The 19,303-nt window shown below is 69.1% G+C and carries 21 protein-coding genes and 1 pseudogene; 13 read left to right on the forward strand and 9 right to left on the reverse strand.

Features of this window, described 5'->3' with window-relative positions; genetic code table 11:
* The 3 genes from LX88_RS34735 to LX88_RS34745 form a co-directional block, all read left to right on the forward strand.
* Positions 1–528, forward strand: a 528-nt coding sequence (locus tag LX88_RS34735) for a GH25 family lysozyme (RefSeq protein ID WP_258952029.1), incomplete at its 5' end; no start/stop codon positions are given.
* A 3-nt stretch (positions 529–531) separates the two neighbouring features.
* Entirely contained in the window at positions 532–930 is a 399-nt protein-coding gene (locus tag LX88_RS34740) for a hypothetical protein (protein ID WP_258952030.1), read from the forward strand.
* A 122-nt stretch (positions 931–1,052) separates the two neighbouring features.
* Positions 1,053–1,583, forward strand: coding sequence for a hypothetical protein (locus tag LX88_RS34745; protein WP_258952031.1), 531 nt, complete (start codon positions 1,053–1,055; stop codon positions 1,581–1,583).
* 77 nt (positions 1,584–1,660) lie between these two features.
* Here the strand turns inward: LX88_RS34745 and LX88_RS34750 are convergent, their stop codons facing one another.
* Positions 1,661–2,029, reverse strand: coding sequence for a hypothetical protein (locus LX88_RS34750; RefSeq protein ID WP_258952032.1), 369 nt, complete (start codon positions 2,027–2,029; stop codon positions 1,661–1,663).
* A 166-nt stretch (positions 2,030–2,195) separates the two neighbouring features.
* Between LX88_RS34750 and LX88_RS34755 the strand changes: the two genes are divergently transcribed.
* Genes LX88_RS34755 through LX88_RS34770 form a run of 4 tightly spaced genes read left to right on the forward strand, consistent with a single transcriptional unit; the run spans position 2,196 to position 5,700 of the window.
* Complete coding sequence (locus LX88_RS34755; protein WP_258952033.1) at positions 2,196–2,933, forward strand: F0F1 ATP synthase subunit B family protein; 738 nt, start codon at positions 2,196–2,198, stop codon at positions 2,931–2,933.
* Positions 2,930–3,640 carry a hypothetical protein gene (locus LX88_RS34760; RefSeq protein WP_258952034.1) on the forward strand — a complete coding sequence of 237 codons (711 nt, stop codon included), beginning with the start codon at positions 2,930–2,932 and terminating at the stop codon, positions 3,638–3,640. Before LX88_RS34755 ends, LX88_RS34760 begins: the two co-directional genes overlap by 4 nt.
* A gap of 15 nt (positions 3,641–3,655) precedes the next feature.
* Positions 3,656–4,543 carry a DUF3152 domain-containing protein gene (locus LX88_RS34765; protein ID WP_258952035.1) on the forward strand — a complete coding sequence of 296 codons (888 nt, stop codon included), beginning with the start codon at positions 3,656–3,658 and terminating at the stop codon, positions 4,541–4,543.
* The gene (locus LX88_RS34770) at positions 4,540–5,700 is read left to right on the forward strand and encodes a glycosyltransferase (RefSeq protein ID WP_258952036.1); all 1,161 of its coding nucleotides are present in this window, start codon (positions 4,540–4,542) and stop codon (positions 5,698–5,700) included. Before LX88_RS34765 ends, LX88_RS34770 begins: the two co-directional genes overlap by 4 nt.
* Positions 5,701–5,705: 5 nt before the next feature.
* Here the strand turns inward: LX88_RS34770 and LX88_RS34775 are convergent, their stop codons facing one another.
* Positions 5,706–6,149, reverse strand: a complete 444-nt coding sequence (locus tag LX88_RS34775) for a MarR family winged helix-turn-helix transcriptional regulator (RefSeq protein ID WP_258952037.1) — start codon at positions 6,147–6,149, stop codon at positions 5,706–5,708.
* A 60-nt stretch (positions 6,150–6,209) separates the two neighbouring features.
* Between LX88_RS34775 and LX88_RS34780 the strand changes: the two genes are divergently transcribed.
* Together LX88_RS34780 and LX88_RS34785 are read left to right on the forward strand one after the other, a co-directional pair.
* Positions 6,210–6,578: a VOC family protein gene (locus LX88_RS34780; RefSeq protein WP_258952038.1), complete on the forward strand. Its 369-nt coding sequence runs from the start codon at positions 6,210–6,212 to the stop codon at positions 6,576–6,578.
* Positions 6,579–6,663: 85 nt separating this feature from the next.
* The gene (locus LX88_RS34785) at positions 6,664–6,900 is read left to right on the forward strand and encodes a hypothetical protein (RefSeq protein ID WP_258952039.1); all 237 of its coding nucleotides are present in this window, start codon (positions 6,664–6,666) and stop codon (positions 6,898–6,900) included.
* A gap of 311 nt (positions 6,901–7,211) precedes the next feature.
* On the opposite strand, the gene fxsT is transcribed toward LX88_RS34785, so the two are convergent.
* From fxsT to LX88_RS34815, 7 genes and pseudogenes are all read right to left on the reverse strand, one after another.
* Complete coding sequence (gene fxsT / locus LX88_RS34790) at positions 7,212–11,573, reverse strand: FxSxx-COOH system tetratricopeptide repeat protein (protein WP_258952040.1); 4,362 nt, start codon at positions 11,571–11,573, stop codon at positions 7,212–7,214.
* Positions 11,570–12,571: an AAA family ATPase gene (locus LX88_RS34795; protein ID WP_258952041.1), complete on the reverse strand. Its 1,002-nt coding sequence runs from the start codon at positions 12,569–12,571 to the stop codon at positions 11,570–11,572. The genes fxsT and LX88_RS34795 overlap by 4 nt, the downstream gene beginning before the upstream one ends.
* Positions 12,568–12,762: a hypothetical protein gene (locus tag LX88_RS34800; RefSeq protein WP_372511488.1), complete on the reverse strand. Its 195-nt coding sequence runs from the start codon at positions 12,760–12,762 to the stop codon at positions 12,568–12,570. The genes LX88_RS34795 and LX88_RS34800 overlap by 4 nt, the downstream gene beginning before the upstream one ends.
* Positions 12,740–13,108, reverse strand: a pseudogene (locus tag LX88_RS44680) (VMAP-C domain-containing protein); the annotation flags it as partial. The pseudogene LX88_RS44680 and the gene LX88_RS34800, both read right to left, overlap by 23 nt.
* A 399-nt stretch (positions 13,109–13,507) precedes the next feature.
* Positions 13,508–13,876 carry an effector-associated domain 2-containing protein gene (locus tag LX88_RS34805; RefSeq protein WP_308203477.1) on the reverse strand — a complete coding sequence of 123 codons (369 nt, stop codon included), beginning with the start codon at positions 13,874–13,876 and terminating at the stop codon, positions 13,508–13,510.
* A 285-nt stretch (positions 13,877–14,161) separates the two neighbouring features.
* Entirely contained in the window at positions 14,162–15,397 is a 1,236-nt protein-coding gene (locus LX88_RS34810; RefSeq protein ID WP_258952044.1) for an amidohydrolase family protein, read from the reverse strand.
* A 49-nt stretch (positions 15,398–15,446) separates the two neighbouring features.
* Positions 15,447–16,799, reverse strand: coding sequence for an amidohydrolase family protein (locus LX88_RS34815; RefSeq protein ID WP_258952045.1), 1,353 nt, complete (start codon positions 16,797–16,799; stop codon positions 15,447–15,449).
* Between the two features lie 153 nt (positions 16,800–16,952).
* On the opposite strand from LX88_RS34815, the gene LX88_RS34820 reads away from it, so the two are divergent.
* From LX88_RS34820 to LX88_RS34835, 4 genes are all read left to right on the forward strand, one after another.
* Complete coding sequence (locus LX88_RS34820) at positions 16,953–17,423, forward strand: MarR family winged helix-turn-helix transcriptional regulator (RefSeq protein ID WP_258952046.1); 471 nt, start codon at positions 16,953–16,955, stop codon at positions 17,421–17,423.
* 115 nt (positions 17,424–17,538) lie between these two features.
* The gene (locus LX88_RS34825) at positions 17,539–18,288 is read left to right on the forward strand and encodes a TrmB family transcriptional regulator (RefSeq protein ID WP_258952047.1); all 750 of its coding nucleotides are present in this window, start codon (positions 17,539–17,541) and stop codon (positions 18,286–18,288) included.
* On the forward strand, positions 18,273–18,437 hold the full coding sequence (locus tag LX88_RS34830; protein WP_258952250.1) for a helix-turn-helix domain-containing protein: 165 nt from the start codon (positions 18,273–18,275) through the stop codon (positions 18,435–18,437). The genes LX88_RS34825 and LX88_RS34830 overlap by 16 nt, the downstream gene beginning before the upstream one ends.
* A 14-nt stretch (positions 18,438–18,451) precedes the next feature.
* Entirely contained in the window at positions 18,452–19,003 is a 552-nt protein-coding gene (locus tag LX88_RS34835; protein WP_258952240.1) for an aKG-HExxH-type peptide beta-hydroxylase, read from the forward strand.
* Positions 19,004–19,303: the final 300 nt, after the last annotated feature.

Below are 19,303 nucleotides of genomic sequence, written 5' to 3' on the forward strand. Positions count from 1 at the left end.
GCGACCGAGGGCACCACCTACCGCAACCCCAACTTCACCCAGCAGTACAACGGTTCCGCGGCCGTCGGCATGATCAGGGGCTCCTACCACTTCGCGCTGCCGAACCGTTCCGACGGCGCGACGCAGGCACGGTTCTTCGTGCAGAACGGCGGCGGCTGGTCCCGTGACGGCCGGACGCTGCCCGGAACCCTCGACATCGAGTACAACCCCTACGGCGGCGACACCTGCTACGGCCTGAGCCACGCCGCGATGGTGAACTGGATCCGCAGCTTCAGCGACACCTACCACGCGCTCACCAAGCGCTGGCCGGTGATCTACACCTCCATGCAGTGGTGGGACAAGTGCACCGGCCGCAGCGGCGACTTCAGCTCCACCAACCCGTTGTGGCTCGCCAGGTACGCGGCCACGGTGGGCCCGATGCCGTTCAAGTGGCCGTTCCACACGATCTGGCAGTACACCTCGTCGCCGATCGACCAGAACGTCTTCAACGGGGGCGCCGACCGGCTCGCCGCCCTGGCGTCGGGATGAGCCGTGCGCGCCCCGGTCCGCAGGTCTGAACTCCTCCTGCTCGTCTTCCTCGGGATGGTGTTCGCGGTGTCGTCCACCCTCGTCGTGGCCTCCGTGACGCACATCGAGAAGATCGGGCTGACCATCGTCGGTCTCGAGGACGGCGCGGTGCTGAGGGCGGCGGCCTTCCGCGACGTCCACATCAGCGCGGGTGATCCGGACACCCTGGAACGGGTGGAGGTTCTCGTGGACGACGCCGTGATCGCGACGCGCCGTGACGGAGACCGGCTGACGATGGAGAGCTTCACGCCGACCGAGGGGAACCACGCGCTGATGGCTCGTGTCCGCAGCACCACACCGTTGATCATGGATGTCGTCGTGGACCACGAGTTCACGGTCGACAACGCCGCGCCATCCCCGTGAGCAGTCCGATGTGGACCTCCGCCGTGTCACTCGATGCGGTCGAATCCGGGACGGAACGATGACTCCCACGACCGTGCGGGTACCTGTCGGCTGCCCGATCGGCTGATCTCCAGGAGAACGACATGAAGACCAGGACGACCGCACTGGCCGCACTGTTCGCCGCGATCCCGCTGGTGCTCGCGCCCACGGCCGCGAACGCGATCGCGTGCTACGGCGACTTCAGCGACACAGTCGGCACGCTGACGAAGATCACGCGCGAGGAGTTCGTGTCACGGGTCTGCCAGGCACAACTACGACCGGGGACAGACCCCCGGGACGTTCAGGAGCTCAAGGACGTCGTGCTCCCGAAAGCGGTCTCCGGACTGGGCAGCATGGAGATGATCTACCGTCACGGCAAGCCCGCGATCGACGACGTCGTCGAGAAGTGCTACTCGCCGGAGGACTTCTGCAGCCCCGACGCCGTCGGCCGCGCCACCCGGTGCATGAAGGACGAACTGCCGGACGCCGCCATGAACGCGCTCGGCCCCGAATCGCTGGCCTCCAGCTGTGAGGGCCTGAAGGCCGCGGCGGCGACCGACCCGCAGGCGTTGCGGGACAGGGCCCGCGCCGCGGCCGAGTCCTACATCGGTTTCCTTCGGAGCCGGCAGAACTAGTGACGTGGCCCGGAACGTTGCCGGGCCACGCCGCCAGCCCTGACGACGTGCAGGCGCGCCGGATATCTCCGGCGCGCCTACACGTCGTTCTGCTGACCGGCGACCGCCCGCGCGAGCTCGGCCGCGTGTTGCATGGCTTCGGCGCACAGCGCCATGTGTCCCAGGGACTCCACCTCGTCCGACAGGTCGTCCGCCCCCGTCACGGGTGCCAGCCTCGTGTCCGCGATGGCGCGCACGATCGCCGCCGTCGCCGTGGCCATCCGCTGCGCGAGAGCGGCGATCGCGAGCATGACGTTCTCGGCCTGACTGGAACTGATCGGTGCGTGCTGCTCGCCGCCAGGGGATCGGCCGAGGCCGGCGTCCCACGTGGAGGCTGCCACGCACAGCGCGTCGACGAACGGTTGCCAGGCCGCGTCCGTCTCGGTAGCGGATTCGTGCTCGTTCAAAGGATACCTCCGGTCAGGTCCTCATTGGGTACCCGCGGCGATGACGGTCCGTGAGGAATTCACTAGACAGGGTGCTTCCAGGTCGGACATGTCTGGCGGAGGGGACGGCGGGTAGCCACTTACCACATGAACCACCCACGTTCAGGAAAGGGACATGAGCATGGCTATGGATGATCTCCTGAACGAGGGTTCCCGGCACTTCCGCACCCGGTGGCTCGGTTACGACCGGGCCCAGGTCGACGAGGAGTACGCCCGGCTGGAGGCACAGCTGGAGCTGGCCTGCACCGACCGCGACGCCGCCCTCGAGACGGCCGAGGACCTCGCCCGTCACCTGGAGGAAGCGCGTTCGGAGCTCGCGGAGTACCACACGCTCCACGCCGGGCACAGCAAGGACAACGCCGTCTCCGGGTGCATCCGCTACCTGCTGCACGTGGCCAGGCGCAAGGCCGACGAGATCGAGGCCGAGGCCCGCGCCCGCGCCGAGGACGCCGTGCAGCGCGCGGAGGAGGCCGCCGGACGCCAGGCCGTCCTGCTGGACGAGGCCGAGCAGGAGAGCCAGCGCAGGCTGGCCGAGGCGAACCGGCGTGCCCAGGAGATCGTCGGTGAGGCGCTGGAGCGGTCCCGCGTCATGCTCGCCGAACTGGCCGAGCGGCAGCGGCTGCTGGACCAGTGGTACGCCGAGGTCACCACCGCGCCGAACATGCCGGCGCCGAGGAGTCCCGAGCCGGCACCGGCCGAGACTATGCTCGCCGGCCCCGACACGACCCTCTCCGGCCCCGACACGACCCTCTCCGGCGCCGGGAAGACGCTCGCCGCCGACACGACGTTCTCCGCTCCGGAGAAGACGCTCGCCGCCCCCGACACGGAGCTCTCCACCGCCGACGCTCCGAGCGTGACACGATGACCGCGCTCGCGAACGAGTCGGTGCGGATCACGGCGACCTGCGTGCTGGTGGACGTTCGCGACTCGGGTGCCAAAGGCGTTCGATGGGCTGCCGCGTGCGCCGAGGCGCTCGGTGTCGGCCTGGTGGTGCACGAGGGTCCGAAGAACGCCCCCACGCACAACGCCGTCGCGGAGCTGCTCGCCGAGCACCCCGACCTGCCCGTCCACATCGAACACTCCGAGTGCACCCCCGGCCGCTGGGAAGGCGCCCTGGTGGTCATCTCCCGCGCTCGCGCCTTCGCCGCGCCACCTCTCGCGGGCCTCGACCTCCGTGACGTCGTCGTCGTGGGCGGTTCCGCCGCCGCGGTCGCCTGCCGCTTCGGCGTGGTCACGGCCGTCCTCGACGCGGTGGGGCGCGAAGGCGTTCTGCAGCGGGCGACGGCTTTCTGCCGCGCGCGAGGAGCCACCCGCCTGCGCGTGCTGACGCGTCCGTACCTCGACGCCGCCGACTCGCTCGACGCCGCCGCGGACCTGGTCCACGCCGCCTGCCCCGACGTCATCGTCGAGCTGGTGCGCGAGATCAGGTCGGTCCAGGACGAGACGCGGCTGTTCCCGAGCGACCTGCTCGTGGTGTCCGGACGGGAACGTGGTCCCGCGGAAGGCCTCCAGCCCGCCGCCAGGGCGGCGTTGCACCACGCGCCGTGCCCAGTGCTGTTCAGCTGCTCGTGATGGGGGAGTGAAGTCGTGACCGTCGGAAGAATCGTCATGTACGTCTTCGCCGCGATGCTCGCCGGAGTGACCATCGGCCTGTTCAAGAGCCTGCCGCAGGACGTGCCCGCGCAACACGTGGCGCAGCCGCAGATCCCGGTCATGGGCACGACCATCTCGGTGAGGCCGGCACCTTCGTCCTCCACGCCTTCACCACCCCCGTCGGAGCCGCCCTCGTCCGCCGCGCCGACGACGCCGCTCGCGCTGGCCGGCCAGGGCGTGTTCCGTCCGGGACCGGAACTCCCGCCGGGGGTTCCGGTGCGCGCGCAGGGCGAAGGGTGGTGGCGCACCGTGCCGGGCACGACCGCGCAGGTCGGCACCGGAAAGGTCCACACCTACTCCGTCGAGGTCGAACAGGGTGCCGTGGTGCCGCAGGCCCAGCTCCCGTTCGCCGCGGCCGTGGACGAGGCCCTCGCCGACCCGCGGGGCTGGACCGCGTCGGGCGACGTCGCCTTCCGCCGCGTCGACGTCGCCGAGCCGGACGTGCGGATCCGGCTCACCGCGACGGAGACCGCACGGGCGATCTGCGGGTTCGACCTCCCCTACGACACCTCCTGCTACGTCGGCGGTGTGGTGTACGTGAGCGCGCCGCGCTGGTTCCGGGGAGCCCAGTCGTTCGCGGGCGACCTGGAGGGGTACCGGAAGTACGTCGTCAACCACGAGGTCGGGCACTTCCTCGGCCACAGGCACGAGTCCTGCCCCGCCGACGGCGCCCCCGCGCCCGTGATGATGCAGCAGACGTTCTCGGTGTCGAACGACAAGCTCGCCGAGATCACCGCCGCCGCGCCCCAGGGACTGGCGGTGGCCCGGGACGGGAAGACCTGCGTGGCGAACCCGTGGCCCAACCCGGGGGTGACCAGGTGAAGATCGCGATGGTCTCGATGCGGGAGAACCCGCTGACCGCCCTGCGCGACCAGGACGTGACCGGGCCGCGCCTGCACGTCGCCAAGCTCTCCGAAGCACTGCACCTGCACGGGCACGACCTGACGGTCTACACCCGCCGGACCGACGCACGCCTGCCGGAACGGGTGCGAATCGCGAACGGGTTCGAGGTGGTGCACGTGCCCGCCGGACCCGTCCGGCAGCTCGACGTCACCCCGTACGTCGGCGAGTTCGCGCTGTCGCTCCAGAAGATCTGGACCGGCGACGCCCCGGACCTGATCCACGCCCACCACTGGACCTCCGGCTTCGCGGCGGTGCTCGGCGCACGCCACAGTGGAATCCCTGTCGTGCAGAGCTACCACGCACTCGAGGGAGGCGACTCCGCCACGTACGAGCGGCTGGTCGGCCGCGAGGCGGCGTGCGTGATCGCCACGTCGGGCCACGAGACGAACGAGCTCGCCAAGCTGGGGGTGCGCCGTTCGAAGATCTCGACTGCTCCCTGGGGTGTGGACCTGCGAGCTTTCACGCCGAACGGCCCCAGCGCACCGCGCAACGGGATGCCGCGCATCCTGACGGTCGGAGGCCTCGCGCCGCACGACGGGGTCGACGACCTGATCAGCGCCCTCGCCACGGTGAACTGGGCCGAGCTCGTGGTCGCCGGTGGTCCGAGCCGCTCCGCGCCGGACGCGGACCTGGCGCGACTGCGGGAGCTTGCAGGCCGGCGCGGTGTGGCGCACCGGGTCACCTTCCTCGGACGTGTGCCGCACGCGGAAATACCCGCTCTCCTCCGTTCCGCGGACGTCGTGGCGTGCCCGCAGTGGCACGAACCGTTCGGAATCGTGCCGATCGAGGCGATGGCGTGCGGGGTTCCGGTGGTGGCGTCGGCGGTGGGCGGCCTGACCGAGACCGTGGTGCACGGCGTGACCGGCGTGCACGTTCCGCCTCGGGAACCCAGCGCACTGGCGCGGGCGCTGCGATCACTGCTGTCCAACGAGGTCCAGCGCCAGGAGATGAGCTGTGCCGCGGAGGACCGTGCGCGCGTTCGCTACGACTGGCAACGCATCGCGCTCGAAGTGGGCCGGGCCTACCAGCGCGTGGGTGCACCGGCCGGAAAAGAGGCGATCCCAGCGCTGCGCTGACGCAGTCAGGCGCCGTCGCGCAGGGAGTGGACCATGCTCCGCAGCACCCGGAACGCGGCCGCCTGCTCGTCCCCGCTCAGGCCGGCCAGCATTCTGACCTCGACGGACCGGACCGCCGCCGTCGCCTTCTCGAGACTGCGCCGCCCGCGAGGCGTCAACCGGGCAGGAAGGACCTTCCCGACGGGCGCCTCGGCGGGCCTGCTCACGTAACCGTCCCGTTCGAGGGCCTGCAGCAGCACGTTCATCGACTGCCGCGTCACGAACGCGCCGCGCGCGAGCTCGGAGTTCGACAAACCGGGCCGCTGAGCCAGCAACTCGAGGCAGGAGTAGTGCGTCACGCTCATCCCGAGCGGCCGCAGCACCTCCTCCATGGCGGCGCGAAGCACGCTCGACGCCTCCTTCAGCAGGTAGCCCAGCGACGTCTCCAGGTCGACACCGTCTTGACTCATGTCAGCATTCTGACATAGATTGCCCCGTGTCAGAATACTGACACGAAGCGAAGGAGCACCATGCCCGCCACCGGCCCCGACTTCATCTCGCTGCAAGCACGCGACCTCAAGGCCTCCCAGGCGTTCTACGAGCGGTACCTGGGCCTCGTCCGCTCACCGGCCGGACCTCCGCACGCCGTCGTCTTCGAGACGAAGCCGATCGCGTTCGCACTCCGCGACGTCCTCCCCGGCACGGACCTCGACTCCGTCACCCAGCCCGGCGTCGGCGCCGCGATCTGGCTGCACGCCACAGAAGTGCAGTCCATCCACGACGCCCTCGCCGCTGACGGCCACCCCGTCGTCTCGGCACCGGTCGACGGCCCGTTCGGCCGTACGTTCACCTTCGCCGACCCCGACGGCTACCACGTCACCCTCCACGACCACGCCTGACAGGCCTGAACCCCGCACGCCCGGCGAGGACTGTGCGCGCAAAGTGTCGTGAAATTCGGTACTGGCTGTGCCGGGACTAGACGCGGTGCGTGGCCTGCAGGAGGCCACACATCGACTGCCGCGTTTCGTGTTCGACGAGATCTGCGATGGAACGGTGTCGCGCGGGCAGTGCAGCATCCGCAAGCTGCGGCTGAGGACGTTCGCCGAGGCGCTCGTTCACGAAATCCAGCACTTCAAGGTGAACGCACTGCTCGATCTGGTGGCGAGGGCGAGGACGAGTGCCTGTTCTACGCGTCGTGGCTGGACTACCCGCGGTCGTTGACCGGGCTGCTGCACGGCATCTACGCGTACACGACCGTGGTGGAGTTTCTCGTGCCTGCGGCGCGAACTGGCGCCCACGCACTACAAGCGCGGCGCACCGCTCGACGTGCCTGGCGACGTGGAATTGGCCGCCCAGCGGTTCATGGCACGACTCGCGGTTCCGCCGGAGGACGTCTCGTGGTCCGGCCTGGCCGTTGTCCTGGGATCACCCACTTGTCGCGAAGGCCCGAACTCGTCCGTGGTGGCGGCACGCTCCGGGAACGCACCGGATCCGGTCAGCTGGCGGTGACCGGGCCGCCAGCTGACCGGCGCTCACAGCTGCATGGTGTCGGTGTCGCAGTTCGCCCTGATGTACTGCTCGGCCGCGATGGTCGCAGGGTGGTCCTCACCCAGGACCCTCTGGAACGCCGTGACGGTCTGACGGTGCAACGTCCTCGCGGCGGTGTGCTCGCCCAGCGCCTCCAAGTCGATCGAGAGGTTGAGCGACAGCGCCAGCGTCGAGGGGTGCTCGGGACCGAGCACCCTTCGGGATCGTTCCAGCGCCCCCTCGCTCAGGGCCCTCGCCTCTTCCACCCGGTCGAGCGCCGCCAGGTCGCTGGCCAGGTTCGTGGCGGCGACCAGTGACGACGGGTGGTCGGCGTCGAGGACCTCGAGCAGGTCGGCGTATGCCTGCCTGTCGATCCGCAGCGCCTGCTCCGACTCGCCGCGAAGCCGGTGGATGACAGCGACGTTGAGCGCGGCGATGAGCGTGTACGGGTGACGTCGCCCGCGGAGCTCCTCGAACCGCCTGTAGCTGCGTTGCGCGAACTCGTCCGCCTTCTCGAGGTCGCCGGAGTGCCGCAGGTCGGTGGAGAGGTTCATCAAAGCGGTGACCGTGTCGATGTGGGTGTCGCCGTGCCTGCTGCGGTACCGGTCCAGGCAGTCCTCGGAGAGCTGCTGGGCCCGCATGTGGTCACCCGCTTTGCGCAACGCCACCGACAGGTTGCGTTTCGCCCCGATCACACGGGGATGGTCGGGACCGAGTTTCTCGAGGTCGTACATCGCCTGGTCCTGGCTCTGGGCCGCTTCCGCGTAGTAGCCGCATTCGCGCAGATCCACGCAGAGGGCGTTGCGAGAGCCGAGCGTCTGCGAGTGGTCTGCTCCCAGTACGGCTGTGCGCCGGCGCAGGGTGTCCTCGTCGAGCTCGCGTGCCCTGGCGAAGTCGCCCATGAGCCGCAGACAGCCTCCGAGGTTGTGCGCGTACCTCAGTGTCGTCGGATCGTCTTCGCCGAGCAGCTGCCGCGCCCGGTCGTACACCGTCTGCTGCAGCTCGAGCTCTTCGCGGAACCGGCCTTCGGACCGGCGGTCCGCCGCGACCACGTCGAGCATTTCGAGCATGCTCTCGTGGTGTTCACCGACGCTCTCGGCGAACAGCCGGTGAGTCTGCTCGTTGAGACTGATGGCTTTGTCGATCTCACCGAGCCTTCTCATGGCCACCGCGAGGCGTAGGGACAACTTGAGGATGTCCGGCGCGGCTTCACCCAGTGTCTCCGTCCACGAGCCGACCGCCTGCTCCGCCAGGTCTCGGGCACCGCCTAAGTCACCGGTGTTCAGCAGGTACCTGACCAGGCTGTCGATCAGTTCGCGGACCCACTCGTCCTGGCAATCCACGGCTTGCGACGCCAGCACGTGCGGCAGCAGCTCGGCGTACCGGGGCCAGTTCTCCGTCGAGTCCGGGTCTCCTGGAGCGCCGTTGGAAAGCAGGACGTGCGCGGCGTGCCGCAAGTCCGCCTGTTCCACTGGCGAAAGACTGTTCTTCAACACCGTCTGCACCAAGCGGTGCAGTTGCAGGGAGTTGGTGCGGTGGTCGAGCTTGGCGAGGCTGTACCGGCTGATCTGGCGCACGGCTCGAGCGAGCTTGATCGGGTCACGCAGCGCAGCCTGCAGGTCGTGCGGGACAGGGGCGCTGCGCACACTGCGGAACAGCCGCTGCGAAATGGGCTCTGGACCGAAGAACGCACATACCTGCAACAACTGCAGGGCGTCGGGGTGCTGGTCGCGCAGCCGATCCAGCGGAACGTTCCACACCGCCGCGACCACGGGAACCTGTGTGTCGTCGAACTCGTCGGAGTCCAGCAGTTCTGGCCGGTTCTGCTCCAGCAGTTCCAGGTACTCGGGCACCTGCATGCCCGTGGTCGCCCGCCACGCGGCCGCCTGTTCCACGGCGAGTGGCAGGTCACCGAGCGCTTCGGCGAGTGCGTTCGCTTCGGCTTCGTCGATCTCTCCACCGCGCCTGTGGAGCAGTTCGATGCTTTCCGCGCGTGTGAAGAGGTCCACGTGCACGGAGCGAGCGACGCCGCTCCACTCGGGGTTGCGCGACGTGACGATGATGTGGCCCGTCCCCATCGGGAAGAACTGCCGCACTTCGCGCGGGTTGTCCGCGTTGTCGAAGACCAGCAACCAGCGTTTCGCCGGATCGTAGGTGCGCAAGGTCTCCAGCACGGCGGGCACCGCCGTGTCCGCGGACCCCGCCGTCGCCACTCCGAGCCGCTTGGCGAGCTCGACGAAACTGAAGGTGATCTGCGCGGACTGCTCGGCGGGCACCCACCACACGAGGTCGTACTCGGTGGCGTGGCGGTGGATGTACTCCACCACCGTCTGGGACTTTCCCACACCGCCCAGACCGTGGAGCGTGCTGGGAAGGACGGCAGTCGTTTTCGCAGCGTTCAGCCGGTCCTGCAACTGCTCGAGCAGCTCGGTCCGCCCGACGAAGTCGGGATTTCGCAACGGCACAGACCCCCAGATCTTTGGTTGCGTGCCGGACGTGTGCCGCTCACGGTCCGGAGTGTGCGTGCCGGGTGCGCTCACTTGGTCAACTCCTTGCGGCGTATTGGTTTCCTGCGGCTCCGCTGCCGTGTCGACCTTCGGCTGGGAGGTTGTGATCACGTATTCGTCTCCGTCAGGTGTTCGGCGACTGGGGCCATCCAGGTCCGCTGAGGTGTCCGTTGGCCGCGGAGAAATCAGGAACTCGTCGAGCGCCCTGCGGAGTTGCTTGGCGCGTGGGGCATGTGGTCCAGCGAGTGCCCGCAACACGGCGGCCTGGACTTCGAGGTAGGGGCGGTTTTCCGGCGAGACGTCCGAAGCGAGGACGTGGGCCGGATCGTCGAGGGCGGTGCGGAGGTCACGCAGCGCGGCGATGTCCGACCCGGCGTGGTCGTCGAGAACACGGGCGACGCGTGCCGTCTCCATCCGGCGGCCGGTGGACAGGAGCTCTTCACGCACACCGTTCGCGAACTCGTAGGCGACCGCGTGCGCGGACGTGCCGGAGGACGGGATCCGGTGCATCAGGCCGCCCAGTGTGACTTCGGCGAGTGCGGAGAGATCGGAGCCGGGCAGCAGCACGCGTTGCACCAGCTTCATCAGCGGCGGGCTCAACGGTGTCGCCGCGAGCAGGCCAGCGAGGTGGAACCCTTCGCTGGACGCGTGAGTGCGGAACCGCAGCACCCGTTCCTCCGCCGACAGCACCTCGTCGTCGTCCGGCTCGAGCGGCACTTCCTCCGGGTGGGCGCTCACCAGGGTGGCCGTGGTCTCGACGGTCTGCGCGCCGGGCGAGGCGATCAGCCGGGACCAGCCCGACATCCATTCGGCGGACAGGCCGAGCACGGGCACGGGTGCCACGCCGGGTGTGGTGAGTCCGGGGACGCGGAGACGCTTGTTCGGCACACCGGGCGCGGGGGAGCGCAGCCGCATCCGGCGCGTCACGATGCCGCCCCACGACCAGAGCCGCTGCGCGAGCGTCTGCACGATGGCGACGGGCATGTGCTCCGCCCACAGGTGGAGCGCACGGCTCATCGCGCCGCTGTGCCACGCCCTGCCGATGGTGTCCGTGAGCACCAGCACTACGCGCCTGCCTGTGGGATCGACGAGGAAACCGCAGTCGTGGGCGGCATCTCCCTCGCTGCGCAGCGGCCTGTCTGGCAGTTCCGCGCTGCCGGTGTCGAAGAAGTAGGTTCGCACGTCGCGGAAGGCGCCCTGCTGTTCGAGCATCGCACGGAACTCACGGGTGGTGTGTTCCCAGATGCCACCCGCCACAGCGGTGTCGACGACGAAGGCGACGTCGAACCGGCGTGAGGGGGCCGCCGTCAGCTCGGGTATCCAGAGACCGTCCTGGGCGGCGCGGATCGCCGTGGCCTCCTCGTCGACGACCTGCTGCCACGGCGACGGGTGCCGCCGGGACAGTGGGCGCAGCGCACGGCTGATCGCGCGGCGTTCCGGCATGGCGGGCATGGTCGGCCATGCCGACACCGCACGGCCCTTCCTGTCGGTCGCGTCCGCGACACCGGTGAACACCACGGTCTCCGGGCTGGGCGTCCACTGCTGGAAGCGCTCTGGTGCCGGCTCGCGCCCGGTGATGTCGAAGGGCTCGGCTTCCGGAGTCTCCCGTGGTTGTTCTTCCTGCGGCGCGGGCGTTTCCGAAGTTGACCCGGATGGTGTGGAGATCGGCCCGCCGAGTTCCGGCGGCACTTCCCGAGGCTCTGGTCCGGGGCCGTGGATTCGTGCTGCCAGCCACAACGAGTCCCGAACCTCGCGGTACGACAGCCCGCTGGTGGACAGCCTTCCGACGTCGCCGTCGGCGACGTCGAAGTGCTGGAGCACCACGTCCTGCACGGGGGGAGGGTTCAGTGGGCTCTTCATCTTGGTTCCGCCAAAGGGTGCCAGATGGCGGTGAGCAGGTTCCTCCACTCGTCATCGGGTGTGTAGGCACCCGATGTCGCCAGACCGGTGGCGAGGTGAACGGCGTTGAGGAGCTGGTCCGCCGCCAGCCCGCCCACCTCGCCGCTGCGTTCGAGGAACTCGGTGATCAGGCGGCCGGTGTCGGCGCGTTCATTGCCGTCGAAGTGGGCCGCGACCATGGCGCCGAGCTGGTGTGCCCCCGGATTGTGGATGTGCAGGCGCAGACAGCGGCGCAGGAACGCCGGCGGGAACTCGCGCTCGCCGTTGCTGGTGATGATGACGATCGGGAACTCGCGGCACCGGACCAGTCCGTTGTGGATGGTCGTGGTGTGACCCCGGTCGTGGGTCAGCACGGGTACCTCGGCCTGCCGCTTGGAATAGCGGACCAGCTCCGGGATTTCGTACTCGCCTTCCTCGAAGACGTTGAGCAGGTCGTTGGGCAGGTCGATGTCGCCCTTGTCGAGCTCGTCGATCAACAGCACCCGCGGGAGGTCCGCCGGCAGCAACGCCGTGCCGAGCGGTCCGAGGTGGATGAACTCACCGATGTCGGCTTCGCCCTCGTGCGCCGCGGCCTGCACCCTGGCGATCGCGTCGTAGAGGAACAGCCCCTGGGTCAGCGTGGTCCGGCTGCTGACCGGCCATCGCAGCACCGGGCCCAGGCCCAGCTCGCGGGCTATGAGGTAGGCGAGCGAGGACTTGCCCGTGCCTGGTGCTCCGGTCACGAGCAGCGGACGCCTCAGGTAGATACTGGAGTTGACCATGGCGACCTCGGCGGGGTGCGGGTCGCGTGGCCGCCGCGGGACCGCGCCCACCCGGCGTTCACCCTCTCCGCCGTCGTCCTCGGGCCGCGATGTGTTGCCCTGTCCGGAGAACTTGCGCCACGGCGGTGGCGCGGGAAGGTTTCCGAGTGGCGACTCCGCCACCGAACCATCGCCCCGGTACACGTGCCACGTGGTCATCCGACCGCTCCCTCCACGCCCGGATGTCCCGGCCGGTGTGGAGTCACCAGGCGGGTCGGGTCGTCGTACAGCACCGTCAGCGCGCCGCCGACGTGCCGTTCTTCCAGTGCTTTCGCGTATGCGCTCAACCGTGCGTGGCGGACCCGTTCGAGCAAGTGGTCCGCATCGTCATCGTGCATCAGCCGGTCGATTGCTGAGGTGAACTCGAGCTAGGCGGAGTCCTCGCGGTGGAGCAGGGTCAACGGCACGCCAACCGTGATGCCGATCGAGATCTTGCGCTGGTCCGTGCTCTGCCTGCGACGATGCGCTGAGCATGAGGGCCACGGTGTCGGACCTCCTGCTCAGCGCGGCCCGGAGCTGGCGCAGACCGCGTTCGTCCGTTCCGTAACCCCGTGGCACGCTGTGCGGCTCGACGCGGCCGGCGTGCTCGAGCTGTGCCGACAGCACGTCCCAGCGACGGCGCCAGTCCCGGTGGTAGCGGCGTGACCGCATTCGCTCCGTACTGCGGACGGTCTTGGGGTAACGGCATCCCACCGGCTCGGAGTGCGGGGCGTTCTCTCAGGACCACCGGTCCACGTCGAGCGTGCCCAGATCGTAGATGTCGAGCACGAACTCGATGCGGATGTCGGGCTGGCGTTCGCCCGTCGGCCCCTCCACTCCAGCTTGAGCGCGAGGTGGGCGATCAGCGTCGGCGAAGAGGCCGGGATCGCTGTGCCCGATTCCCGCTGGACCTCGTCGCGCAGCGCCGAAATCTCCTCGTCGAGGCCCATCGCGGCGACCCGCTTCAAGAAGGCCGGCGACCGCGGCAGTCCGTCGGTCGCGCGTTGGGTGATTCCAGCGCATAAAGAATGCGCGGATGAGTTGTGTGCCTGCCCAGATCGGGCGCAGAGGAACTCCACCCGCGGCACGATAGATGTCCGCGATGTCAGGATGACTTCACCCGCCGGCAACTTCGGGAATCGCGAACAGGGCACCGCGGAGCCGGGCCACACGTTCCTCCTCGACGTACCGATGACGCAGCACATCCAGTTGCCGTGAGTACCGCGCGCCACCGGCGAGGTTCCTTAACGCACCGGCCAGGTGGTCGAGCCCACCGCCGTGTTCGACGCAGAGGATGGCGAGGTTCTGCGCGCAGGACAGGAAGTCCGGCTGACGAGGCATGGCGAGGGAGATCTCGTTCGGCAGCATGCCGGGCAACTGGGTCCTCACCTCCTCACACCGCAGTGCAGGCACCGCAACGATGACGTCGAGCGGTGCGTCCACTTCGGCCGGACGGTTGTGGCTGCTCGAGACTCCTCCGGCCACTATGGGTTGCGGCTGGCAGGGGCAGCCGCGCCTGCGAGCGGATCCACGCGATCGAGGGTCCTTCCTTCAGGCGAACCGGTACTCGCTGGTACTTCTCGGGTTCGGTGTGCAGCACCGGGGCGTCCGCATTTCCGTTCTCGACGACCCTCCGCAGCCGGCCGTCACCGCTGCACGCATGGCCGGGAATGTAGGAAGTCGGCCGTTGTGCCTGGCCTGGATCGACTTGCCCGGCGCCGTCACGGTGAACGTCGCCGGGCTGGCAAGAACCAGCTGTCACCGGCCCGATCAGCCGGACGCGAGCCTCACACCGCGCCGCCAGACCCCTTGGATGCCGAGCGTGTCGGAGATGGCCGACGTCGGGTCTCCCTCGACCAGGAGCAGGTCCGCGCGCAGGCCTTCGGCGATGCGCCCGCGGTCGGTGAGGCCGAAGCGACGTGCCGGGGTGCTCGTTGCCGCGCGCAGGGCCTCGACGGGGGTGAGGCCTGCCTGGACGAGGTACTGGAGTTCGTGGTGAACGCTCGCGCCGTGGGCGAGTCCGCCGAGGAACGGCACCGGCACCGATGCGTCGGTGCCCACGATGAGGTCGACGCCTGCCTGGTGCAGTGCCGCGACCGACGCCATGACGTCGCTGAGAGCGCCCTTGTGGTAGAGGTCGAAGCTGGAGCGCAGCGTCTTCATCCACGCGTCGTCCAGCCGGGAGCTCACTCGGGGGTCCGCCGCGAGCTCGGCACCCGTGATGCCCATCAGCGAGGCGTTCAGCACCACGCACGGCACGACGAAGGCGCCGGAACGGGCGATCAGGCCGATGACCTGGTCGTCGTGGGGCCGGTCGAGGAACAGGTGGGCGAAGCCGTCGACACCGGCTTCGAGGGCCATCCAGGTGGCGTCGACGGTCAGGGCGTGCGCGACCGTGAGCATGCCGTGGCGCTTGGCCTCCGCGACTCCCGCGTCCAGGGTCGCCTGGTCGAGTGCGGGGATTCCCGGATGTCCTTCGACGCTGCCGTCGTCCACCATGAACTTGATGTAGTCCGAGCCGGTCTCGACCAGCTGGGGGATGAAGGCGACCGCCTGCTCCGGAGTCGTGGAGAACGGCATGACCGGCGGGCCGAAGTCACCGTTGGGGTAGCGGACGGTGCGGTCGCCGACCGGCTCGAAGCCTTCCGGGAACAGTTCGCTGGGATGTCCTCCCGGCGGGGTGATGGCGAATCCCGCGGACCGCACGTCGGCGACTGAGTCGTTGTCCGTGATGTGTCCGCGGTTGCCGCGCGTGTGGCTGCCCTGCATCTCCAGCTCCGTGGTCACCCCGAAACGCAGGGCGAGAGCGAGGGATTGCTCGCTGGTGTGGACGTGTGCGTCGATCAGGCCCGGCAGCAGGGTGCCGCCGCGTGCGTCGACGATCTCGGCATCGGCGGGGGCCTCGCCGCCGACCGCGGTGATCAGTCCGTTCTCGACGAGAACCGTCCGTGCGTCAAGGACTTCACGGCCATCGAAGATCCGTGCGTTGGTGATGGCGATGGTCATGGTCGGTGCACCTTTCGGAGAAGTGGGGGTGGATGAGCCGGCGGCAGGACTACTTCCTCGCCTGACGAACGCCTCGGCGCCAGACCTCCTTGATCGACAGCGAGTCACTGATCTTCGTCGTCGGATCGCCCTCGACCAGCAGCAGGTCCGCGCGTGCTCCCGCGGCGATGCGGCCCCGGTCGAGCAGTCCGAACCGCCGCGCGGGCGTGGACGTGGCCGCTTTCAGCGCTGCGACGGGGGTCAGGCCGGCTTGGACGAGCAACTGCATCTCGTGGTGGACGCTGGCGCCGTGGGCCATGCCACCGAGTTCGGGCCACGCGACGGACACGTCGGTGCCGACGAGGACGTCCACCCCGGCGGTGTGCAGGGCCGCGACGGTCGCGAGGACCGCGTCGAAGTCGCCCTGCGGGTACTTGCCGAGGCTGCCGTTGAGCGTGGCGAGCCACTCGGGGCTCAGCTTCGGGCCCACGCGCGGGTCGGCCGCGAGTCCGGCGCCGGTCCGGCCCATGATGGAGGCGTTGAGGCACAGGCACGGAGTCACGAACACACCGGACCGCACCACGTTCTCGATGATCTGCGGTGTGTGCGGCCGGTCGATGAACAGGTGCGCCAGGCCGTCCATGCCGGCGGCGACGGCCTGCTCGGTCGCCGCCACGGTCAGCGTGTGAGCGACGGTGAGCTTGCCCAGCCGTCGCGCCTCCAGCACTGCCGCCTTGACCGTGGCATCGCTCATCATCGGCAGGCCGGGCGCGCCCAGGACGTGCCCGTCCTCGATCATGATCTTGATGAAGTCGGAACCGCCCTCCACGCGCGTGCGCACCGCGGCGATGGCCTCTTCCGGCGTGGTGACCTCCGACTCCGCCGGGTTCGCCGTGGACTCACCCTCCGGAGGGCCCTGCCCGTCGCCCGTGTCCGGCTGAGCGTCGTCGGGGACCAGTTCGCTGGGGTGTCCGCCCGGTGCGGTCAGGCCGAACCCGGCTGAACGGACGTCGGCCAGGTCGTCCCGGTCCGCGATCGACTTCCGGCCGGCCGCGTCGAACCCGCCCTGCATCTCCAGTTCCGTGGTGACGCCGAACAGCAAGGCGTCACGCAGACCTTCCTCGGAGGTGTGCACGTGGGAGTCGATCAGTCCCGGCAGGAGCGTGGCTCCCGCGGCGTCGACGATCTGGGCGTGCGACGGGGGAGTGCCGGTGATCCCGGCGATCGAGCCGCCCTCGATCAGAACGGTGTGCTGGTCGAGCACTCGCTCCCCGTCGAAGATCCGCGCGTTCGTGATGGCCGTCAGGCCCGGCGACCGCTGCGGCGTGTCACCGGCGCAGGCCCCCAGCAGCGTTGACGAGCCCACGGCGGCTGCCGTCAGCCCCGCCGTCTTCAGCAGCCCGCGACGGTTGATTGCACACATCGGAACGACCCCCTTCTTTGACTATCGGCATGTATATGCATACCGTCTATGTATGCAATCTACATGCTTTTTGAGGGGCGCCGCGCCGCCGCTGAGAGTTCCCTCAGCTGGCAGGACGGTTGCCGCCGCGCGGCTGGCTCTAGACTTCGGCCTGTGGTGAAGAGGGACGAGTCCGGGTCTGGCCGCGAGGCGGACCTGCTGGACGCGGTCGGTCCGGCGTTCGCCCGGTTGCGCAGGCGCACGACGCAGGTGCCGGTGGATCCGCCGGTCGAGCGCAAGGACATGAACCGCAACCTGGTGCTCAACGTCGTCGACGAGGCGGTGGGCGAGATCAGCGTCGGAGGCGTGGCCGAGGCGCTCGGGATCGACCCGTCGGTGGCCAGCAGGATGGCCGGCGACTGCATCGCGCACGGCTACCTGTTGCGCGTGCCGTCGCAGGCCGACGGCCGCCGGGCGGTGCTGCAACTCACCGAGGCCGGGATCGCACTGCGCGACCGCTTCCGGTCACAACAACGCCAAGCCTTCGAATACATCACCCGCGACTGGCCCGACGCCGAACGCCGCGAACTCGCACGCTTGATCATCAAATACGCCGACGCCGCGGCCGAAGCAACCAGCCATTGAGTCACCGGCGCCACTTGAAGTGTGCAACTGTCCCGCGGGAGTGAGCTGTTGACAACAGCTCGGACGTCACAGTAGTGGCATTCTCTTAGAGAATTGCGTCCTGGGGGATGGCTCTATGCTGGAAGCGCTTGGGCTGAGCGGGACTTCCGAGCTGGTATATCCAGCCTTGCTGGATTGTGCGGGCGACGACTGTCATCATCTCGCCGATCATCTCGATCTCACGGAACGCGAAGTCTGCGAGGCGCTGGAAGATCTGACGAAAATGGCGCTGCTGCAGGCCGGTGACAATTGTCAGCAGCAGCCGCCGCGGCTGGTCGACCCCGAAGTCGGCATGGCGGCACTGGTAGCCCGGCAGTGGGCCGAGGTCGCGCGCCGTCAGCAGGAAGTCGAAGAGAGCAAACTCGCGCTCACCCGGTTTCTTTCACAACATTCCGAATTCCGTCCCGAATTGGCCGACCCGGCCGTCGAGCACCTGATCGGCCTGGCCGCGGTCCGGCAGCGGCTGCGCGAGATGGCGGCGATCTGCGAATGGGAGGCGTGCTCGTTCATACCGGGCGGCGCGGAGAACCAGCCGGCCGATCCGTTCCTGGACTCCGGCGCCGCCGGCCGGGACGTGCGCCTGCGGACGATCTACCTCGACAGCATCCGCAACCACCCGTCCGCGATCGAGCACGCTCATCGGCTGTCCGAACTCGGCAGTGAGGTGCGCACCGCGCCGTCGCCTCCGCTGCGGATGTTCGTCGCCGATCGGCGGATCGCCATGGTCTCGGTCAACGTCGACGACGAATCGGCGGTCGTCGTCTCGATCGACGGTGTCGCCAGTGCGCTGTACACCCTGTTCGAGCCGGTGTGGCGGACGGGCTGACCGACCAGGGCCGGGAGGCGCTCAAGCTGCTGGGCAAGGGGCGCACCGACGAGATGATCGCCCGCCGGCTGGGCGTCTCGGTGCGCACGGCCCGCCGCGTCGCGTCCTCGAACACGACATCCAGACGGTCGACGACGCCCAGTCGCTGACGCTGTCCCGGCAGCTGGCGCGGAGTTCCCAGCCGCACGTCGACCAGGCTGCCAACGTGCTCGCACGGGTGTGGCCGGCCGCCGCGCAGGAGTTCCGGACTCTGGTGCAGTCGATCGTGTACGTGGACGGAACGGTGTTCCGCTCGGCGACGGTCGAGCAGACGTACGGCGTCATCTACGCCGCGCCACAATCGCTGGGCAGTGTGGCCGCCGCGTTCGAGATGCCGCTGCACGAGACCGGCCATCACGCCCTGTACCTGCGGAACTCGTTCGGGCCGTTCGTGCTCAACGGTTCGGCGCCGGCCTCGCACCCGCTCCGACCGGACCCGAGGCCGATCTTCGGAGTCCTGCACTCGGCGCACGTCCTGGCCCGGATGGCCACCGGCCTGCACCGCTGGACGGTGGAAGCCGACGCTCCCGACGAAGCGCACGAGCGAAGGGAGCAGGCGCTGAAGAACTTGTCGCAAAGCCTGGACGTCCTCGGCCGGGAAGCCGAGTGGACGGATCAGGGCGTCGACTACTTCAACGACCTCCGCGCTTGTGAGGATTCGTTGCGGGCGGCCTGACCGGCCCAGAAGGGGAAGCCATGACAGGCCGACCACCATTGCTGGTCGTCGTCGGCAGCGGCCATCGGGTGTACCACGAATATCTGCTGAGCCTGTGGCCGAACGCGCACGGGTGTGGCTGGCGTGCGATGCCGAGCCGACCTGGGAGAAGCTCTACGTCTCCGGCTGCACTGTGGCGGACACCCGCGATTCGGCGGCGGTGGCCGAGGCGGCTACGCGCCTCGCCGACAGGGCGGCGGTCGACGGAGTGTCGAGTTTGGACGGTGCCAGGTCCGTGCAGAGCGCGCGCACGCCGCCGCA

This window comes from Lentzea californiensis, from assembly GCF_024648825.1.
GTDB classification, from domain to species: domain Bacteria; phylum Actinomycetota; class Actinomycetes; order Mycobacteriales; family Pseudonocardiaceae; genus Lentzea; species Lentzea californiensis.